We start from the raw sequence: 14,538 nt of genomic DNA, 5'->3' as shown, positions 1-14,538 counted from the left end.
TGTTTGTCGGCTCCGCGAAGCGGCGTGCGAATGGGTTGCAAGTTGGCGTGCGAATCGGTGTGTGAAGCGGTGTGTGAGTCGGTATGTGAAGCGGCTTGCACATTGATATGCGAGGCGCGACGGCAACGCGCGGTTGCGCCTCGCGACGCGCGGCGAGTGGTTTGCATTCGCGGCTCGCGGCTTGTGGCGTGCGGCTCGTGGCGTACGGCGTGCGGCTTGCGGTTCGCGGTCGTGGCCTGGCGTGAGGAAATCGGGCATGCGGATCGCTAGTTTGGGTTGGCGGCCGGCGGGTAACGCGACTGCGGCCGCGGCGCGCGTTTCGTCGCCCGTCTCGACAGCGGCGCCGAGGCGGCGCTGACCGGCTGCCGGCGACGATGCGAAGCCACGTGTCTCGTCGCTTGCCGCGCGGCACGAGAGGAACACGAATGACGACGGCCGGCCGATTTCGGCTGACCGCTCGCGAGCCGATTGCGATCGCAGCGAGCGACGCGCCGCTCGCGCCGGCGAGGGGCGCGAGGAGCGCGAGGAGCGCGAGGAGCCGGCCGGCCGAAGCGGGGCGGCCCGTCGGCTGCCGATCGCGGTTCCGATTCGGTTCCGAGATATTCCAGGAGGAGACGACGACATGCATGAAGACAATCTGACGATGCCCGCCGCCGACCGCGCGGGCGCCGCCGCAGCCGCATCCGCGCCCGCGGCGACCTCTCGCGCCGCGCGCGGCGGTGCCGTCGCGGCGGCGGTGATCGGCAACTGGCTCGAGTTCTTCGATTTCACCGTCTTCGGCTTTTTCGCGGTGATCATCGGCAAGCTGTTTTTCCCGTCGCACGACGCGACGACGTCGCTGCTGCTGTCGGTCGCGACGTTCGCGGCGGGCTTCTTCACGCGCCCGCTCGGCAGCGTCGTGCTCGGCGTCTACGCGGACCGCCGCGGCCGCAAGGCGGCGCTGAACCTGACGATCATGCTGATGGCGCTCGGCACCGGGATGATCGCGCTCGCGCCGACCTACGCGCAGATCGGCGTGCTCGCGCCCGTGATCGTCGTCGGCGTGCGGCTGATGCAGGGCTTTTCGCAAGGCGGCGAGTTCGGTGCGGCGACGTCGACGCTCGTCGAGCAGGGCGGCGCCGCGCGCCGCGGCTTTCGCGCGAGCTGGCAGCTCGCGACGCAGGGCGGCGCGGCGCTGATGGGCTCCGGGTTCGCGGCGCTGGTGTCGAACACGCTCGCGAAGGACGCGCTCGAGAGCTGGGGCTGGCGCGTGCCGTTCGCGCTCGGCGTGCTGATCGCGCCCGTCGGCATGTATCTGCGCCGCCGCCTCGCCGACGACGCGCCGGGTGCCGGCCATCACGGCGTCGACGGCGGCGTGCTGCGCGAGCTGTTCGCGCAGCACGGCCGCACGGTGCTGCTGCTGACGCTCACGGTGATGGGCGGCACGGTGTCGACGTACATCCTGACGTTCTACATGCCGACCTACGCGATCCACACGCTCGGCTTGCCGATGAAGCTGTCGATGTTCGTCGGCGTCGCGTCGGGCTGCGTGATGCTCGTCACGTGCCCGCTATTCGGTTGGCTGTCCGACAGGATCGGCAGCCGGCGCCTGCCGATCTTCGTCGGGCGCGGCGTGCTCGTCGCGCTGCTGTTTCCGGCATTCGTGCTGATGAACCGCTATCCGTCGCTTGCGGTCGTGATGCCGCTCACGGCGCTGATGCTGCTGTTCTATTCGATGGGGTCGGCGTCCGAGTTCGCGCTGATGTGCGAATCGTTTCCGCGCCGCGTGCGCGCGACCGGCATCTCGATCGCCTATGCGCTCTCGGTGACGCTGTTCGGCGGCACCGCGCAGCTCGTCGCGACGTGGCTCGTGCGCGCGACGGGCAGCAAGCTCGCGCCCGCCGCGTACGTGGCCGCGTGCGTGACCGTGTCGCTCGTCGCGGTCGGGATGCTGCGCGAGACGGCGGTGGAGGCGGTCGATTGAGTGCGTGACGGCGCTCGGCGGCGCGGCGCGCGAGCGGTTCGCGGTGCGCCGTCGCCGGCCGGACGCGGCCGACAAATTGGAAGAGAAGATGGGGGCGGCAGCGGCGTGTCTTGAATCTCGACCCCGAGCTCCCACCGAGTCACGAGCTTACCGAGGCCGTTTTTCAAGATTGAAGTGAGCCGAAGAAATCGGGCGGGGCGCTCGGAGGTCGAGGCCTAGCGTCCGAATCACAAAGCCCCGAGGCAGCGCCCGAGTTCGAGCCCGAGCCCTGAGTCCCGAGGTCGGGCCTAAGCCTCGAGCCTCGAGCCTCAAATCTCAAATCTCAAATCTCAAATCTCAAATCCCGAGCTCGAGCCCGAGCCCGAGCTCGAACCCAAGCATCGGGCTCCAAGCCAAGTGCCGAGCCCAAAGCCGAGCCTCGAGCCTACGCCCAAGGCCAGCGAACCCTGAACCGCCGCCGGTCCCGCTCGCCGCGCCAGCCTACGCCCGATTCCGTGCGTGCGGCGACCGCGCGCCGCAAGCGCGCAGGATCAGCCGCACGACCTCGTCGGTCGTCGCGTCGAACGCCTTCGCCGACAGCGCGCGCTTGCCGGACAGCGCGACGATCTGCGCGTCGAAGTCCGCGTAATGCTGGGTCGTCGCCCAGATCATGTAGAGCAGCGTCTTCGGCTCGACCGGCTCGACGAGCCCGCGCGCGATCCAGCGCTCGATCAGCGCGAGCCGCGTCTGCATCCACGGCTTCACGCGCTCGAGCAGCAGATCCTGCATGTGCTCCGCGCCGCTGATGATCTCGTTCGCCCACACCTTCGAGCCGAGCGGCCGCTTGCGCGACAGCGCCATCTTCGCGCGCACGTATCCGCCGAGCGCGGCGACCGGGTCGTCGCCGACGTCGAAGCTGTCGGCGGCCGCGTGCCAGTCCTCGAGCAGATCGTCGAGCAGGCGCCGGTACAGCGCGAGCTTCGTCGGAAAGTAATAGTGCAGGTTCGCCTTCGGCAGCCCGGCGCGTTCCGCGATCAGCGCGGTGCTCGCGCCCTCGAAGCCGCGCTCGGCGAACACGGCTTCCGCGCACGCGAGCAGGTGCGCTTCGTTCAGCTCGCGAATGTGCGCCTTGCGCGCGCGGCTCGGCGCGCGGGCCGCCTGGGTTCGCGCGCGGGGCGCGGGCGTGTCGGGAGGCGTCGTCGTCGGATCGTCGTGTTGCATGGCGTGCGCTCGTGGTCTGGCGGCAACGGGAGGCCGTCATTGTAGACGCCGCGCCGGCCGGCCGGCGCATCGCGGCCCGTCGGCGGCCGTTTCGCCGCGGTTGCGCGACATCCTTTTTTTAATTCATTGAATTCACGGCGCTAATGCGCTATAACCTGACCATTCGGACAGGATTCGATCGGCGAGCGGCGCTGCTTGATAAAGCAAAACAAAGATAGGGCCGTGCAAGCGCCGCCGTGCCGTTCTGGCCGAAGATGAAGCGGAGAGTGCGCGCTTGGGGGCAGGGCGGCTCCCAAGCGCGCCAATGTCAGCCGCGGCGCGCGACGAGCTGCGACACGGTCTGCGAGGCTTCCAGCAGCGGTTCGAGGAACGCCTTCACCATCTGCTTCGCGGTGTGCCGCTGCGCATTGCCGCTGATGTTCATTGCGGCGATCACGTGGCCGCGCCGGTTGCGGATCGGCGCCGACAACGAAATCAATCCCGCTTCGAGCTCCTGATCGACGATCGCCCAGCCCTGGCTGCGCACCTGCGCGATCTCTTCCTTCAGCGCCGCGGGCTCGGTGAGCGTGCGCGGCGTGTACGCGCGCAGCGTGCTTTGCGCGAGCGTGTCGTCGAGCGCGGCGTCGTCGAGTGAAGCCAGCAGCACGCGCCCCATCGACGTGCAGTAAGCCGGCAGCCGGCTGCCGATCGACAGGTTGATCGTCATGATCTTGTGCGTCGGCACGCGCAGCACGTAGACGATCTCGGTGCGGTCGAGCACGGCTGCCGAGCAGCTTTCGTGGATGCGCGCGGACAGTTGCTCCATCACCGGCTCCGCGAGATTCCAGAACGGCATCGACGTCAGATACGCGAACCCGAGATCGAGGATCTTCGGCGTGAGGCGGAACAGACGGCCGTCGGCCTCGACATAGCCGAGCGTCTGCAGCGTCAGCAGGATGCGCCGCGCGCCCGCGCGGGTCAGGCCGGTCGCGGCCGCGACCTCGGTCAGCGTCTGCTCGGGATGCTCGGCGTCGAACGCGCGAATCACCGCGAGTCCGCGCGCGAACGACTGGACGTACGAGTCGCCGGGTTTTGCCTCAAATTCTGTGCTCATGGCCGGTTGGAATAATGTGCAGCGGAGAAGATTAGCGCATGGGGTCGGGTTGCGCCAACCCGCGCCCCGCATGGCCACGCGCTTGACGGGAACCGGTGCGCTCCCTATGATCGCACGGGAACGTTCGATTGACGATCTTAAGTTCATGGATCGAACAATCGTCGGGCGATTATCGCGACATTTTCGAGGCGAGCGGGGCGGCGCATCACGCCGGGCGGCTCGCGGAACCAGACCGACCGGAGACGACATGACCGAAGCATTCCTGTGTGACGCAATCCGCACGCCGATCGGCCGCTACGGCGGGGCCCTCGCGCCGGTGCGGGCCGACGACCTCGGCGCCGTGCCGCTCAAGGCGCTCGTCGAGCGCAACCGCGACGTCGACTGGGCCGCCGTCGACGACGTCATCTACGGCTGCGCGAACCAGGCCGGCGAAGACAACCGCAACGTCGCGCGCATGTCGCTGCTGCTCGCCGGCCTGCCCCAGGCCGTGCCCGGCTCGACCATCAACCGCCTCTGCGGCTCCGGGATGGACGCGATCGGCGTCGCCGCTCGCGCCATCAAGGCCGGCGAGGCCGGCCTCATGATCGCGGGCGGCGTCGAGAGCATGAGCCGCGCGCCGTTCGTGACCGGCAAGGCGACGAGCGCGTTCTCGCGCCAGGCCGAGATCTTCGATACGACGATCGGCTGGCGCTTCGTCAATCCGCTGATGAAACAGCAGTACGGCGTCGATTCGATGCCGGAGACGGCCGAGAACGTCGCGACCGATTACCGCGTGAGCCGCGCCGACCAGGACGCGTTCGCGCTGCGCAGCCAGCAGAAGGCCGCGCGCGCGCAAGCCGACGGCACGCTCGCGCAGGAGATCGTGCCGGTGACGATTGCGCAGAGGAAAGGCGAGCCGGCCGTCGTGTCGCGCGACGAGCATCCGCGCGACACGTCGCTCGACGCGCTCGCGAAGCTCAAGGGCGTCGTGCGGCCGGACGGCACGGTGACGGCGGGCAACGCGTCGGGCGTGAACGACGGCGCGTGCGCGCTGCTCGTCGCGAGCGAGGCGGCCGCGCGGCGTCACGGGCTCGTGCCGCGCGCGCGCGTGCTGGGGATCGCGACGGCGGGCGTCGAGCCGCGGGTGATGGGCATCGGCCCGGCGCCGGCCACGCACAAGCTGCTCGCGCGGCTCGGGATGACGATCGACCAGTTCGACGTGATCGAGCTGAACGAGGCGTTCGCCTCGCAGGGGCTCGCGGTGCTGCGCCTGCTCGGCGTCGCGGACGACGATGCGCGGGTGAATCCGAACGGCGGCGCGATCGCGCTCGGGCACCCGCTCGGCGCGTCCGGCGCGCGGCTCGTGACGACCGCGACGTATCAGCTGCATCGCACGAACGGCCGCTACGCGCTCTGCACGATGTGCATCGGCGTCGGTCAGGGGATCGCCATCGCGATCGAGCGCGTGTAGGGCCGACAAACCGACGAAGTGCTCATCCGGTTCATTTCGAAGGCAGACGGCTCACGGGCTCGCAGGAGACGCAAGCCGAGCCACGGCGGCCAGCCGGTTCGAGCGCGCCCCGCGACATCCGCTCAAACTTCTGAAGTTTGAACCGAATCGAAAACATAAGGAGACAGCCGATGTCCTACCAAGCGATTCGCATCGAAATCGATCAGGCGACACACGTTGCGACGATCACGCTCGATCGCCCCGACAAGCTCAACAGCTTCACGCGCGACATGCATCGCGAGCTGCAATCGGCGCTCGGCGACGTGCAGGCCGCGAACGCGCGCGCACTGATTCTCACGGGCGCGGGGCGCGGCTTCTGCGCGGGCCAGGATCTCGCCGACCTCGATTTCACGCCGGGTGCGACGACCGACCTCGGCACGATGATCGAAGAGCACTTCAATCCGCTCGTTCGCCGTCTGCAAGCGCTGCCGCTGCCCGTCATCGCCGCCGTGAACGGCACCGCGGCGGGCGCGGGCGCCAATCTCGCGTTCGCATGCGACATCGTCATCGCGGCGAAATCGAGCAGCTTCATCCAGTCGTTCGTGAAAATCGGCCTGGTTCCCGATTCGGGCGGCACGTGGTTCCTGCCACAACGCGTCGGCTTCGCCCGCGCGCTGGGCCTCGCGCTGACGGGCGACAAGCTCGGCGCCGAGCAGGCCGAGCGCTGGGGGCTCGTGTGGCGCGTCGTCGACGACGCCGAGCTGCCAGGCACCGCCACCCAGCTCGCCCGACAACTCGCACAACAGCCGACGCGCGCGATCGCCGCGATCAAGCAGGCGATGCGCGCGGGCATCACCAACACGCTCGACCAGCAGCTCGATCTCGAACGCGATCTTCAGCGCGAGCTCGGGCAATCGTACGACTACGCGGAAGGCGTGCGCGCGTTCATCGAAAAGCGCGCGCCTCGCTTCGAGGGGCGCTGAGATGGCTGCGCACACCCCATCGGCCGCCGCCGAACGCTCCGCCGAAGCGCTCGCCCGCGCGACCGCGGAAGCGATGTATACAGCAGACGCGTGCAGCCGCGAGCTCGGCATGGAGCTGCTCGAAGTGCGGCCGGGCTATGCTCGCTTGCGCATGCCGGTGCGCCCCGATTTTCTGAACGGCCACCAGATCTGCCACGGCGGGCTCATCTTCGCGCTCGCGGATTCGGCGTTCGCGTTCGCGTGCAACTCGTACAACATCAATACGGTCGCGGCCGGCTGCTCGATCGAATTCCTGCGGCCGGTCGCATGCGGCGACGTGCTCACCGCCGAGGCGACGGAGCAGACACTGAACGGCCGGCACGGCATCTACGATATCCGCGTGACGAACCGGGCGGGAGAGCCCGTCGCGATGTTCCGCGGCAAATCGACTCAAATCAAAGGGACGGTGATCCCTGCAGACCATTAGCGTCCACGCAGCCCACATAAATATATTGGAGACATCATGGCAACCTCGCTTCCGCTCGAGCCGATCGAACGAGCGAGCCGCGACGAACTGCTCGCGCTTCAGCTCGAACGCTTGAAATGGTCGCTCGCGCATGCGTATGAGCATTCGCCGGTCTACCGGCGCAAGTTCGACGAGGCGGGCGTTCATCCGAACGATCTGAAAACGCTCGCGGATCTGAGCCGTTTTCCGTTCACGACGAAAAACGACCTCCGCGACAACTACCCGTTCGGCATGTTCGCCGTGCCGCAACAACGCATCTCGCGCATTCACGCTTCGTCGGGCACGACGGGCAAGCCGACCGTGGTCGGCTACACGGCGCACGACATCGATACGTGGGCCAATCTCGTCGCCCGCTCGATTCGCGCGGCGGGCGCACGGCCGGGCGACAAGGTTCACGTGAGCTACGGCTACGGCCTTTTCACGGGCGGGCTCGGCGCACATTACGGCGCGGAGCGGGCCGGACTCACAGTGATTCCGTTCGGCGGCGGGCAGACGGAAAAGCAGGTGCAGTTGATCCAGGACTTTCGGCCCGACATCATCATGGTGACGCCGAGCTACATGTTGTCGATCGCCGACGAGATGGAGCGCCAGCACCTCGATCCGGCTCGGTGCTCGCTGCGAATCGGCATCTTCGGCGCGGAGCCGTGGACCAACGACATGCGCGCCGCGATCGAGAAGCGCATGGGCATCGACGCAGTCGACATCTATGGGCTCTCCGAAGTGATCGGCCCGGGCGTCGCGTCGGAATGCGTCGAAACGAAGGACGGTCCGACGATCTGGGAAGACCACTTCTACCCCGAAATCATCGACCCCGACACGGGCGAAGTGCTGCCGGACGGCGAGTTCGGCGAGCTCGTGTTCACGTCGCTCACGAAGGAGGCGATGCCGATCGTCCGGTACCGGACCCGTGACCTCACGCGCCTGCTGCCCGGCACCGCGCGCACGATGCGCCGGATGGAAAAGATCACCGGCCGCTCTGACGACATGATGATCGTGCGCGGCGTAAACGTGTTTCCGACTCAGCTCGAGGAACAGCTGTTGAAGCAGCGCGCGCTCGCGCCGCACTATCAAGTGATCTTGACGAAGGACGGGCCGCTCGACGTGCTCACGCTCAACGTCGAGCCCTGCCCCGAGACCGCGCCGGACGCGGCCATGATCGACGCCGCGCGCAAGGCGCTCGCGCACGACATCAAATCGTTGATCGGCGTGACGGCGATCGTCAACGTGCTGCCCGTCAACGGCATCGAGCGCTCTGTCGGCAAGGCGCGGCGGGTGGTCGACAAGCGGCGGCCGTGACGATCGTGTGCGACGGCGGGGCGGGCCTCCAAGCGTGGCGCTGCCGTCCGTCGCGCGCCGTTCGCGCGGCTTGCACCCGCATCGCCGGACGCACAAAGCAATGCATGCCGCGCCGCCCGGCGAGCGGGCAAACGCAGTGCGCAATTTGGGGGCCTACCTGCGCAATCCGGCGCCTACGGAACGCAATGCCCGAACGCAACGTTTGCGCGACGCGATCATGAGATCGCACGCCCACGCGGCCAGCGGCCGCGCGAGACGAATCGACGCTCACTGCCCGCACGCTCGCGCCCGGATCAAGTTCGGATCATGAATTCGGAAAGAGCAACCACATCCGCCCGGTCTGCTTCATCCGGCCGGCCTGATCGCCCGCGTCGTCGCCGAGCCCCCAGAAGTAGTCGGCGCGCACGCCGCCCTTGATCGCCGTCCCGACGTCCTGCGCGAACACGAGGCGATTGAGCGGCGCATTCGTCATCGGACGCGTCGTTTGCAGGAACACCGGCGTGCCGAGCGGAATCGACGACGGATCGACCGCGATCGAGCGCTCCGGCGTGAGCGGCACGCCAAGCGCGCCGACCGGGCCGTCCGCGCCGCCGTGCGGCACGTCTTCCTGCGACGGCATCTCGCGGAAGAACACGAAGCGCGGATTCGTGTCGAGCAGCGCGTCGACCCGCGACGGATTCGCGCGCGCCCACGCCTTGATCCCCTGCATCGTCGCCTGCCCTGCGCCGAGCTCGCCGCGGTCGAGCAGCCACTTGCCGATCGAACGGTACGGCTGGTTGTTGGTGCCGCCGTAGCCGACCCGCATCACCGAGCCGTCGTCGAGAACGATCCGGCCCGAACCCTGCACCTGCAGGAAGAACGCCTCGATCGGATCGTCGACCCACACGAGCTCGTTGCCGCTGAGCGCGCCCGAGCGCACGAGTGGCGCCCGCGCCGGCATCGACGCGCCCGCGCGATAGCCCGCGGGCCAGCGGTAGAGCGCGTACTGATACGGGCCGCGCCGCACCCGCGAGCCGTGCAGCAGCGGCTCGTAGTAGCCGGTCACGAGGCCGTCGAGCGTGCCGTCGTTGTTCGCGAACTGGAACGGCGTGAAATACGTCTCGAAGAAGCTGCGGGCGCTGCCCACGTCGAGATCGTCGATCCGCGCGGCCGCCGCGCACGCGCGCTGCCAGTTCGCCTGCCGCGCAAGGCGCGCGCAGTTCTCGCGCAGCGCGATCGTCGCGCCGATCAGGCTGTCGTCCTGCCAGCCCGGCACCTGCTGCCACGCGACGGGCGTGAGCCGCGCAGCCGCGATCTGCCCTGGTACGATCGCGGCACCCGCGGGCCGCGAGGCCTGCCGCAGCGGCGTGCCGCCGCACGCGGCGAGGAGCGCCGCGGCCGCGACGGCCGCCGCCCACCCGGCAAGCCGCCGGCTAAAACCCATACAATGTCCGTTGATGATGGAAACCGCCATGTCCGATCTGCTCGACCAATACCCGATGCTCATCTTCGCGCTGGAATCTTTGCTGGCGCTCGCCCTGCTCGTCTTCATCGTCGTCTGGACGGCTTCGGGCAAGAAGAAGCAGCCCGGCCGGCACGACAAGCCCCAGCGCTGAAAACGCCTTTGAATCTCCCGCGCCCCCGCGATGCCGCACGCTCAATGCAGCGTGCGCGGCATGTGCAGCGCGAATTCGTCGACGGGCGCCTCGAAGCGCTCGCCGTCCTCCGCGACGCAGAAATACGCGCCGCGCATCGTGCCCACCGGCGTCGCGATCACGGCCCAACTCGTGTACTCGAACTGCTCGCCCGGCTGCAGCAGCGGCTGGTGGCCGACGACGCCGAGCCCCTTGACCTCCTGAACCTGGTTCTCGCTGTCCGTGATGATCCAGTGCCGCGCGATCAGCTGCGCCGCGACCTGGCCCGTGTTTCGGATCGTCAGCGTGTACGCGAATGCGTATTGACGGTTCTCGGGGTCGGATTGTTCCGGCAGGTAGCTGGTCTTCACCGACACGCTGAATCGATACTGGCTCATGATGGTCCCGTCGAGGTCGCCCGCCGCAGCCGACGCCGAGGCGCCCGCCCCGTGCGGCCGACGCGCCGCTTTGGTTCGGCATTCTGCTTGATGAGGCCGCGGCCCGCAACCGGGCGGCGCGCGCCGCGGCGGTAGAATGACGTTTTTCGTATCGCAACGCTCCCCACGCGCTTTCCGCTCATGACGCAATTCCGCATCGCCCCCAGCATTCTGTCGGCCGACTTCGCGCGGCTCGGCGAAGAAGTCCGCAACGTGGTCGCCGCCGGCGCCGACTGGATCCACTTCGACGTCATGGACAACCACTACGTGCCGAACCTCACGATCGGCCCGCTCGTCTGCGAGGCGATCCGTCCGCACGTGCAGGTGCCGATCGACGTGCACCTGATGGTGCGCCCGGTCGACCGGATCGTGCCGGATTTCGCGAAGGCGGGCGCGAACCTGATCAGCTTTCATCCGGAGGCGTCGGATCACGTCGACCGCACGCTCAGCCTGATCCGCGATCACGGCTGCAAGGCGGGCCTCGTGTTCAATCCGGCGACGCCGCTCAACTATCTCGACCACGTGATGGACCGCGTCGACCTCGTGCTCATCATGTCGGTGAACCCGGGCTTCGGCGGCCAGTCGTTCATTCCCGAGGCGCTCAACAAGCTGCGCGACGCCCGCGCGCGAATCGACGCGTACACCGCGCGGACGGGCCGCGAGATCCATCTGGAAGTCGACGGCGGCGTGAAGGCCGACAACATCGCCGAAATCGCCGCGGCGGGCGCCGACACGTTCGTCGCGGGCTCGGCGATCTTCGGCAAGCCCGACTATCGTCAGGTGATCGGCGAAATGCGCGACGCGCTCGCGACCGTCAAGCGCGCGTGAGCACGATGACGACGACGCCCCTTTTCGGCGCGCCGCGCATCGACGCGGCGCTCATCGACCTCGACGGCACGATGGTCGATACCGCAGACGATTTCACGGCCGGCCTGAACGCGATGCTCGCGCAGCTCGACGCGCAAGAAACGACGCGCGAGGAGGTGATGCGCTACGTCGGCAAAGGCTCGGAGAACCTGATCCAGCGCGTGCTGACGCCGCGTTTTTCGGAAGACGAGGCGAAAGCGCGCTTCGACGAGGCGCTCGCGCTCTACCAGGCCGAATACGCGAAAATCAACGGCCGCCACACGCGGCTCTACCCGGACGTCGAGGCAGGCTTGCACGCGATGCGCGACGCGGGCGTCAAGCTCGCATGCGTGACGAACAAGCCGCACCGGTTCGCGGTCGAGCTGCTCGCTCAGTACGGCCTGCGCGACTACTTCGGCGCGGTGTTCGGCGGCGACAGCGCGCCGCGCAAGAAGCCCGACCCGGCGCCGATGCTCGCCGCGTGCGTCGCGCTCGGCGTCGCGCCGCGCGCGACGGTCGCGATCGGCGATTCGGAGAACGACGCGCTCGCGGGCCGCGCGGCTGGCATGGCGACGCTCACCGTGCCGTACGGCTACAACCATGGCAACGCTATACAAACGATCGAATCGGATGGTATAGTCGATTCGCTTTTCGCCGCCGCGCAGGTCGTCATCGCGCATAATTCGGCAAAATCAGCCGTCTGACTTTTTCTTCCATCCGCATGTTTCTGAACAGAAAACGGAGTCTGAGCAGCATCGACCGGGGAGCCTGGCCCTGGCGTCGCTGGTCGCGCCAACCTCGATGAGGTACGCTGAAGCTCGCCTTCAGCCCCGTTTTTTGTTTCGCTGCGCGTCCGCGCCCCGATCGTCGTCCAACTTGCCGGTGTTGCCGCCGTCGAACGCTTTGCGTTCGGGCTGACGCCGGCACGCGGCGCACGATCGCCAGGCACAGCATCCGCCGGTTCGTCCGACCCGCCCCGCGAGGGGCGGCGCCCCGGGCGCGAGCGCAGCGCCACGCGATTCCCGGCGCGCCGCGCCGATTGTCCCGACGACAGGACCGGAACATGACTGAACTCGAATTCCAATCGCTCGCCAACGAGGGCTACAACCGCATTCCGCTCATCGCCGAAGCGCTGGCCGACCTCGAAACGCCGCTTTCGCTGTATCTGAAGCTCGCGCAGCCCGAACGCGGCGGCGCCAACTCTTTCCTGCTCGAATCGGTCGTGGGCGGCGAGCGCTTCGGGCGCTACTCGTTCATCGGCCTGCCCGCGCATACGCTCGTGCGCACGAAGAACGGTGTGTCGGAAGTCGTGACGGACGGGCAAGTCGCCGAAACGCATGAAGGCGATCCGTTCGCGTTCATCGCGACATTCCAGAGCCGCTTCAAGGTCGCGCAGCGCCCCGGCCTGCCGCGCTTCTGCGGCGGGCTCGCCGGCTATTTCGGCTACGACGCGGTGCGCTACATCGAGAAGAAGCTCGCGCACACCGCGCCTCGCGACGATCTCGGCCTGCCCGACATCCAACTGCTGCTGACCGAGGAAGTCGCCGTCATCGACAATCTCGCCGGCAAGCTCTACCTGATCGTCTATGCCGATCCGACGAAGCCCGAGGCGTACACGAAGGCGAAGCAGCGGCTGCGCGAGCTCAAGCACCGGCTGCGCGCGAGCGTCGTACCGCCCGTCACGTCGGCAAGCGTGCGCACCGAGATCTATCGCGAGTTCAAGAAGGAAGACTATCTGGCCGCCGTGCGCCAGGCGAAGGAATACATCGCGGCGGGCGAGCTGATGCAGATTCAGGTCGGCCAGCGCCTGACGAAGCCGTATCGCGACAATCCGCTGTCGCTGTACCGCGCGCTGCGCTCGCTGAACCCGTCGCCCTATATGTATTACTACAACTTCGGCGAATTCCACGTCGTCGGCGCGTCGCCCGAGATCCTCGTGCGCCAGGAAAAGCGCGGCGACGACCAGATCGTCACGATTCGCCCGCTCGCCGGCACGCGCCCGCGCGGCAACACGCCCGAGCGCGACGCGGCGCTCGCGACCGAGCTGCTCGGCGATCCGAAGGAAATCGCCGAGCACGTGATGCTGATCGACCTCGCGCGCAACGATGTCGGCCGCATCGCCCAGATCGGCTCGGTCCGTGTGACCGACAAGATGGTGATCGAGAAGTACTCGCACGTGCAGCACATCGTGAGTTCGGTCGAAGGCAAGCTGAAGCCCGGCATGACGAACTACGACGTGCTGCGCGCGACGTTCCCGGCGGGCACGCTGTCCGGCGCGCCGAAGGTGCGCGCGATGGAGCTGATCGACGAGCTCGAGCCGGTCAAGCGCGGGCTCTACGGCGGCGCGGTCGGCTATCTGTCGTTCTCGGGCGAGATGGATCTCGCGATCGCGATCCGCACGGGCCTCATCCACAACGGCAATCTGTACGTGCAGGCGGCGGCGGGTGTCGTCGCCGACTCGGTGCCCGAATCCGAATGGCAGGAGACCGAGAACAAGGCGCGCGCGGTGCTGCGCGCGGCCGAACAGGTGCAAGACGGCCTCGATTCCGACTTCTGACCGGAGACTGACCATGCTGCTCATGATCGACAACTACGATTCGTTCACCTACAACCTGGTTCAGTACTTCGGCGAGCTCGGCGAAGACGTGCGCACCTATCGCAACGACGAAATCACGCTCGACGAGATCACGCGCCTGAACCCCGCTTCGATCTGCCTGTCGCCCGGCCCGAGCAACCCGCAGCACGCGGGCATCACGCTCGACGTGCTGCGCGAATTCGCCGGCAAGAAGCCGATCCTCGGCGTGTGTCTCGGCCATCAGGCGATCGGCGAGGCGTTCGGCGGCCGCGTCGTGCGCGCGAAGACGATCATGCACGGCAAGGTGAGCCGGATCGAGACCGACGGCCGCGGCGTGTTCGCCGACTTGCCGAAGCACTTCGACGTGACCCGCTATCATTCGCTTGCGATCGAGCGCGAATCGCTGCCCGATTGCCTGGAGATCTCGGCGTGGACCGACGACGGCGAGATCATGGGCGTGCGCCACAAGACGCTGCCCATCGAAGGCGTCCAGTTCCACCCGGAATCGATCCTGTCGGAGCACGGCCACGCGCTCCTCGAGAATTTCCTGAAAGAGGCGCGGCAAGCGGCCGCTCATTCAGCCTGACGACGGCGGACC

15 protein-coding genes are annotated in these 14,538 nt (G+C 67.9%); 11 read left to right on the top strand and 4 right to left on the bottom strand.

Features of this window, described 5'->3' with window-relative positions:
* Positions 1 to 622 precede the first annotated feature (622 nt).
* Entirely contained in the window at positions 623 to 1,963 is a 1,341-nt protein-coding gene (locus tag WS91_RS29675) for an MFS transporter (RefSeq protein ID WP_059671537.1), read from the top strand.
* A gap of 480 nt (positions 1,964 to 2,443) precedes the next feature.
* Here the strand turns inward: WS91_RS29675 and WS91_RS29670 are convergent, their stop codons facing one another.
* Both WS91_RS29670 and WS91_RS29665 read right to left on the bottom strand, forming a co-directional pair.
* On the bottom strand, positions 2,444 to 3,163 hold the full coding sequence (locus WS91_RS29670; protein WP_059575489.1) for a TetR/AcrR family transcriptional regulator: 720 nt from the start codon (positions 3,161 to 3,163) through the stop codon (positions 2,444 to 2,446).
* A gap of 307 nt (positions 3,164 to 3,470) precedes the next feature.
* Entirely contained in the window at positions 3,471 to 4,256 is a 786-nt protein-coding gene (locus WS91_RS29665) for an IclR family transcriptional regulator (protein WP_038753102.1), read from the bottom strand.
* Positions 4,257 to 4,503: 247 nt separating this feature from the next.
* On the opposite strand from WS91_RS29665, the gene pcaF reads away from it, so the two are divergent.
* The 4 genes from pcaF to paaK all read left to right on the top strand — a co-directional run bounded on the left by pcaF (position 4,504) and on the right by paaK (position 8,469).
* Positions 4,504 to 5,706, top strand: coding sequence for a 3-oxoadipyl-CoA thiolase (pcaF, locus tag WS91_RS29660; protein WP_059579917.1), 1,203 nt, complete (start codon positions 4,504 to 4,506; stop codon positions 5,704 to 5,706).
* 170 nt (positions 5,707 to 5,876) lie between these two features.
* Positions 5,877 to 6,668, top strand: coding sequence for a 2-(1,2-epoxy-1,2-dihydrophenyl)acetyl-CoA isomerase PaaG (gene paaG / locus WS91_RS29655; RefSeq protein WP_038746542.1), 792 nt, complete (start codon positions 5,877 to 5,879; stop codon positions 6,666 to 6,668).
* A gap of 73 nt (positions 6,669 to 6,741) precedes the next feature.
* Positions 6,742 to 7,134 (top strand): hydroxyphenylacetyl-CoA thioesterase PaaI, encoded by a 393-nt coding sequence (gene paaI, locus WS91_RS29650; RefSeq protein ID WP_081989482.1) that lies wholly within the window; start codon positions 6,742 to 6,744, stop codon positions 7,132 to 7,134.
* A 36-nt stretch (positions 7,135 to 7,170) separates the two neighbouring features.
* Positions 7,171 to 8,469, top strand: a complete 1,299-nt coding sequence (paaK, locus tag WS91_RS29645; protein ID WP_059671536.1) for a phenylacetate--CoA ligase PaaK — start codon at positions 7,171 to 7,173, stop codon at positions 8,467 to 8,469.
* 304 nt (positions 8,470 to 8,773) lie between these two features.
* Here the strand turns inward: paaK and mltA are convergent, their stop codons facing one another.
* A complete protein-coding gene (gene mltA, locus WS91_RS29640) occupies positions 8,774 to 9,892 on the bottom strand; it encodes a murein transglycosylase A (RefSeq protein ID WP_052145048.1) in 1,119 nt (372 codons plus the stop codon).
* Positions 9,893 to 9,920: 28 nt separating this feature from the next.
* On the opposite strand from mltA, the gene WS91_RS37670 reads away from it, so the two are divergent.
* On the top strand, positions 9,921 to 10,064 hold the full coding sequence (locus tag WS91_RS37670) for a hypothetical protein (RefSeq protein ID WP_038746530.1): 144 nt from the start codon (positions 9,921 to 9,923) through the stop codon (positions 10,062 to 10,064).
* A gap of 41 nt (positions 10,065 to 10,105) precedes the next feature.
* Here WS91_RS37670 and apaG read toward each other — a convergent pair whose 3' ends face one another.
* Positions 10,106 to 10,480: a Co2+/Mg2+ efflux protein ApaG gene (gene apaG, locus WS91_RS29635; protein ID WP_038746527.1), complete on the bottom strand. Its 375-nt coding sequence runs from the start codon at positions 10,478 to 10,480 to the stop codon at positions 10,106 to 10,108.
* On the opposite strand from apaG, the gene WS91_RS37665 reads away from it, so the two are divergent.
* The 5 genes from WS91_RS37665 to WS91_RS29615 all read left to right on the top strand — a co-directional run bounded on the left by WS91_RS37665 (position 10,406) and on the right by WS91_RS29615 (position 14,526).
* Positions 10,406 to 10,615 carry a hypothetical protein gene (locus WS91_RS37665; RefSeq protein WP_081989475.1) on the top strand — a complete coding sequence of 70 codons (210 nt, stop codon included), beginning with the start codon at positions 10,406 to 10,408 and terminating at the stop codon, positions 10,613 to 10,615. The genes apaG and WS91_RS37665 overlap by 75 nt on opposite strands.
* 45 nt (positions 10,616 to 10,660) lie before the next feature.
* Positions 10,661 to 11,347: a ribulose-phosphate 3-epimerase gene (gene rpe / locus WS91_RS29630; protein ID WP_038746524.1), complete on the top strand. Its 687-nt coding sequence runs from the start codon at positions 10,661 to 10,663 to the stop codon at positions 11,345 to 11,347.
* 5 nt (positions 11,348 to 11,352) lie between these two features.
* The gene (locus WS91_RS29625) at positions 11,353 to 12,069 is read left to right on the top strand and encodes a phosphoglycolate phosphatase (RefSeq protein WP_038746555.1); all 717 of its coding nucleotides are present in this window, start codon (positions 11,353 to 11,355) and stop codon (positions 12,067 to 12,069) included.
* Between the two features lie 359 nt (positions 12,070 to 12,428).
* The gene (gene trpE / locus WS91_RS29620) at positions 12,429 to 13,922 is read left to right on the top strand and encodes an anthranilate synthase component I (RefSeq protein WP_038746522.1); all 1,494 of its coding nucleotides are present in this window, start codon (positions 12,429 to 12,431) and stop codon (positions 13,920 to 13,922) included.
* A gap of 13 nt (positions 13,923 to 13,935) precedes the next feature.
* Positions 13,936 to 14,526: an aminodeoxychorismate/anthranilate synthase component II gene (locus WS91_RS29615; RefSeq protein WP_038746520.1), complete on the top strand. Its 591-nt coding sequence runs from the start codon at positions 13,936 to 13,938 to the stop codon at positions 14,524 to 14,526.
* Positions 14,527 to 14,538 lie beyond the last annotated feature (12 nt).

Source organism: Burkholderia sp. MSMB1498 (assembly GCF_001526245.1).
GTDB lineage: Bacteria > Pseudomonadota > Gammaproteobacteria > Burkholderiales > Burkholderiaceae > Burkholderia > Burkholderia savannae.
This window is presented reverse-complemented; position numbering and strand designations above follow the sequence as displayed.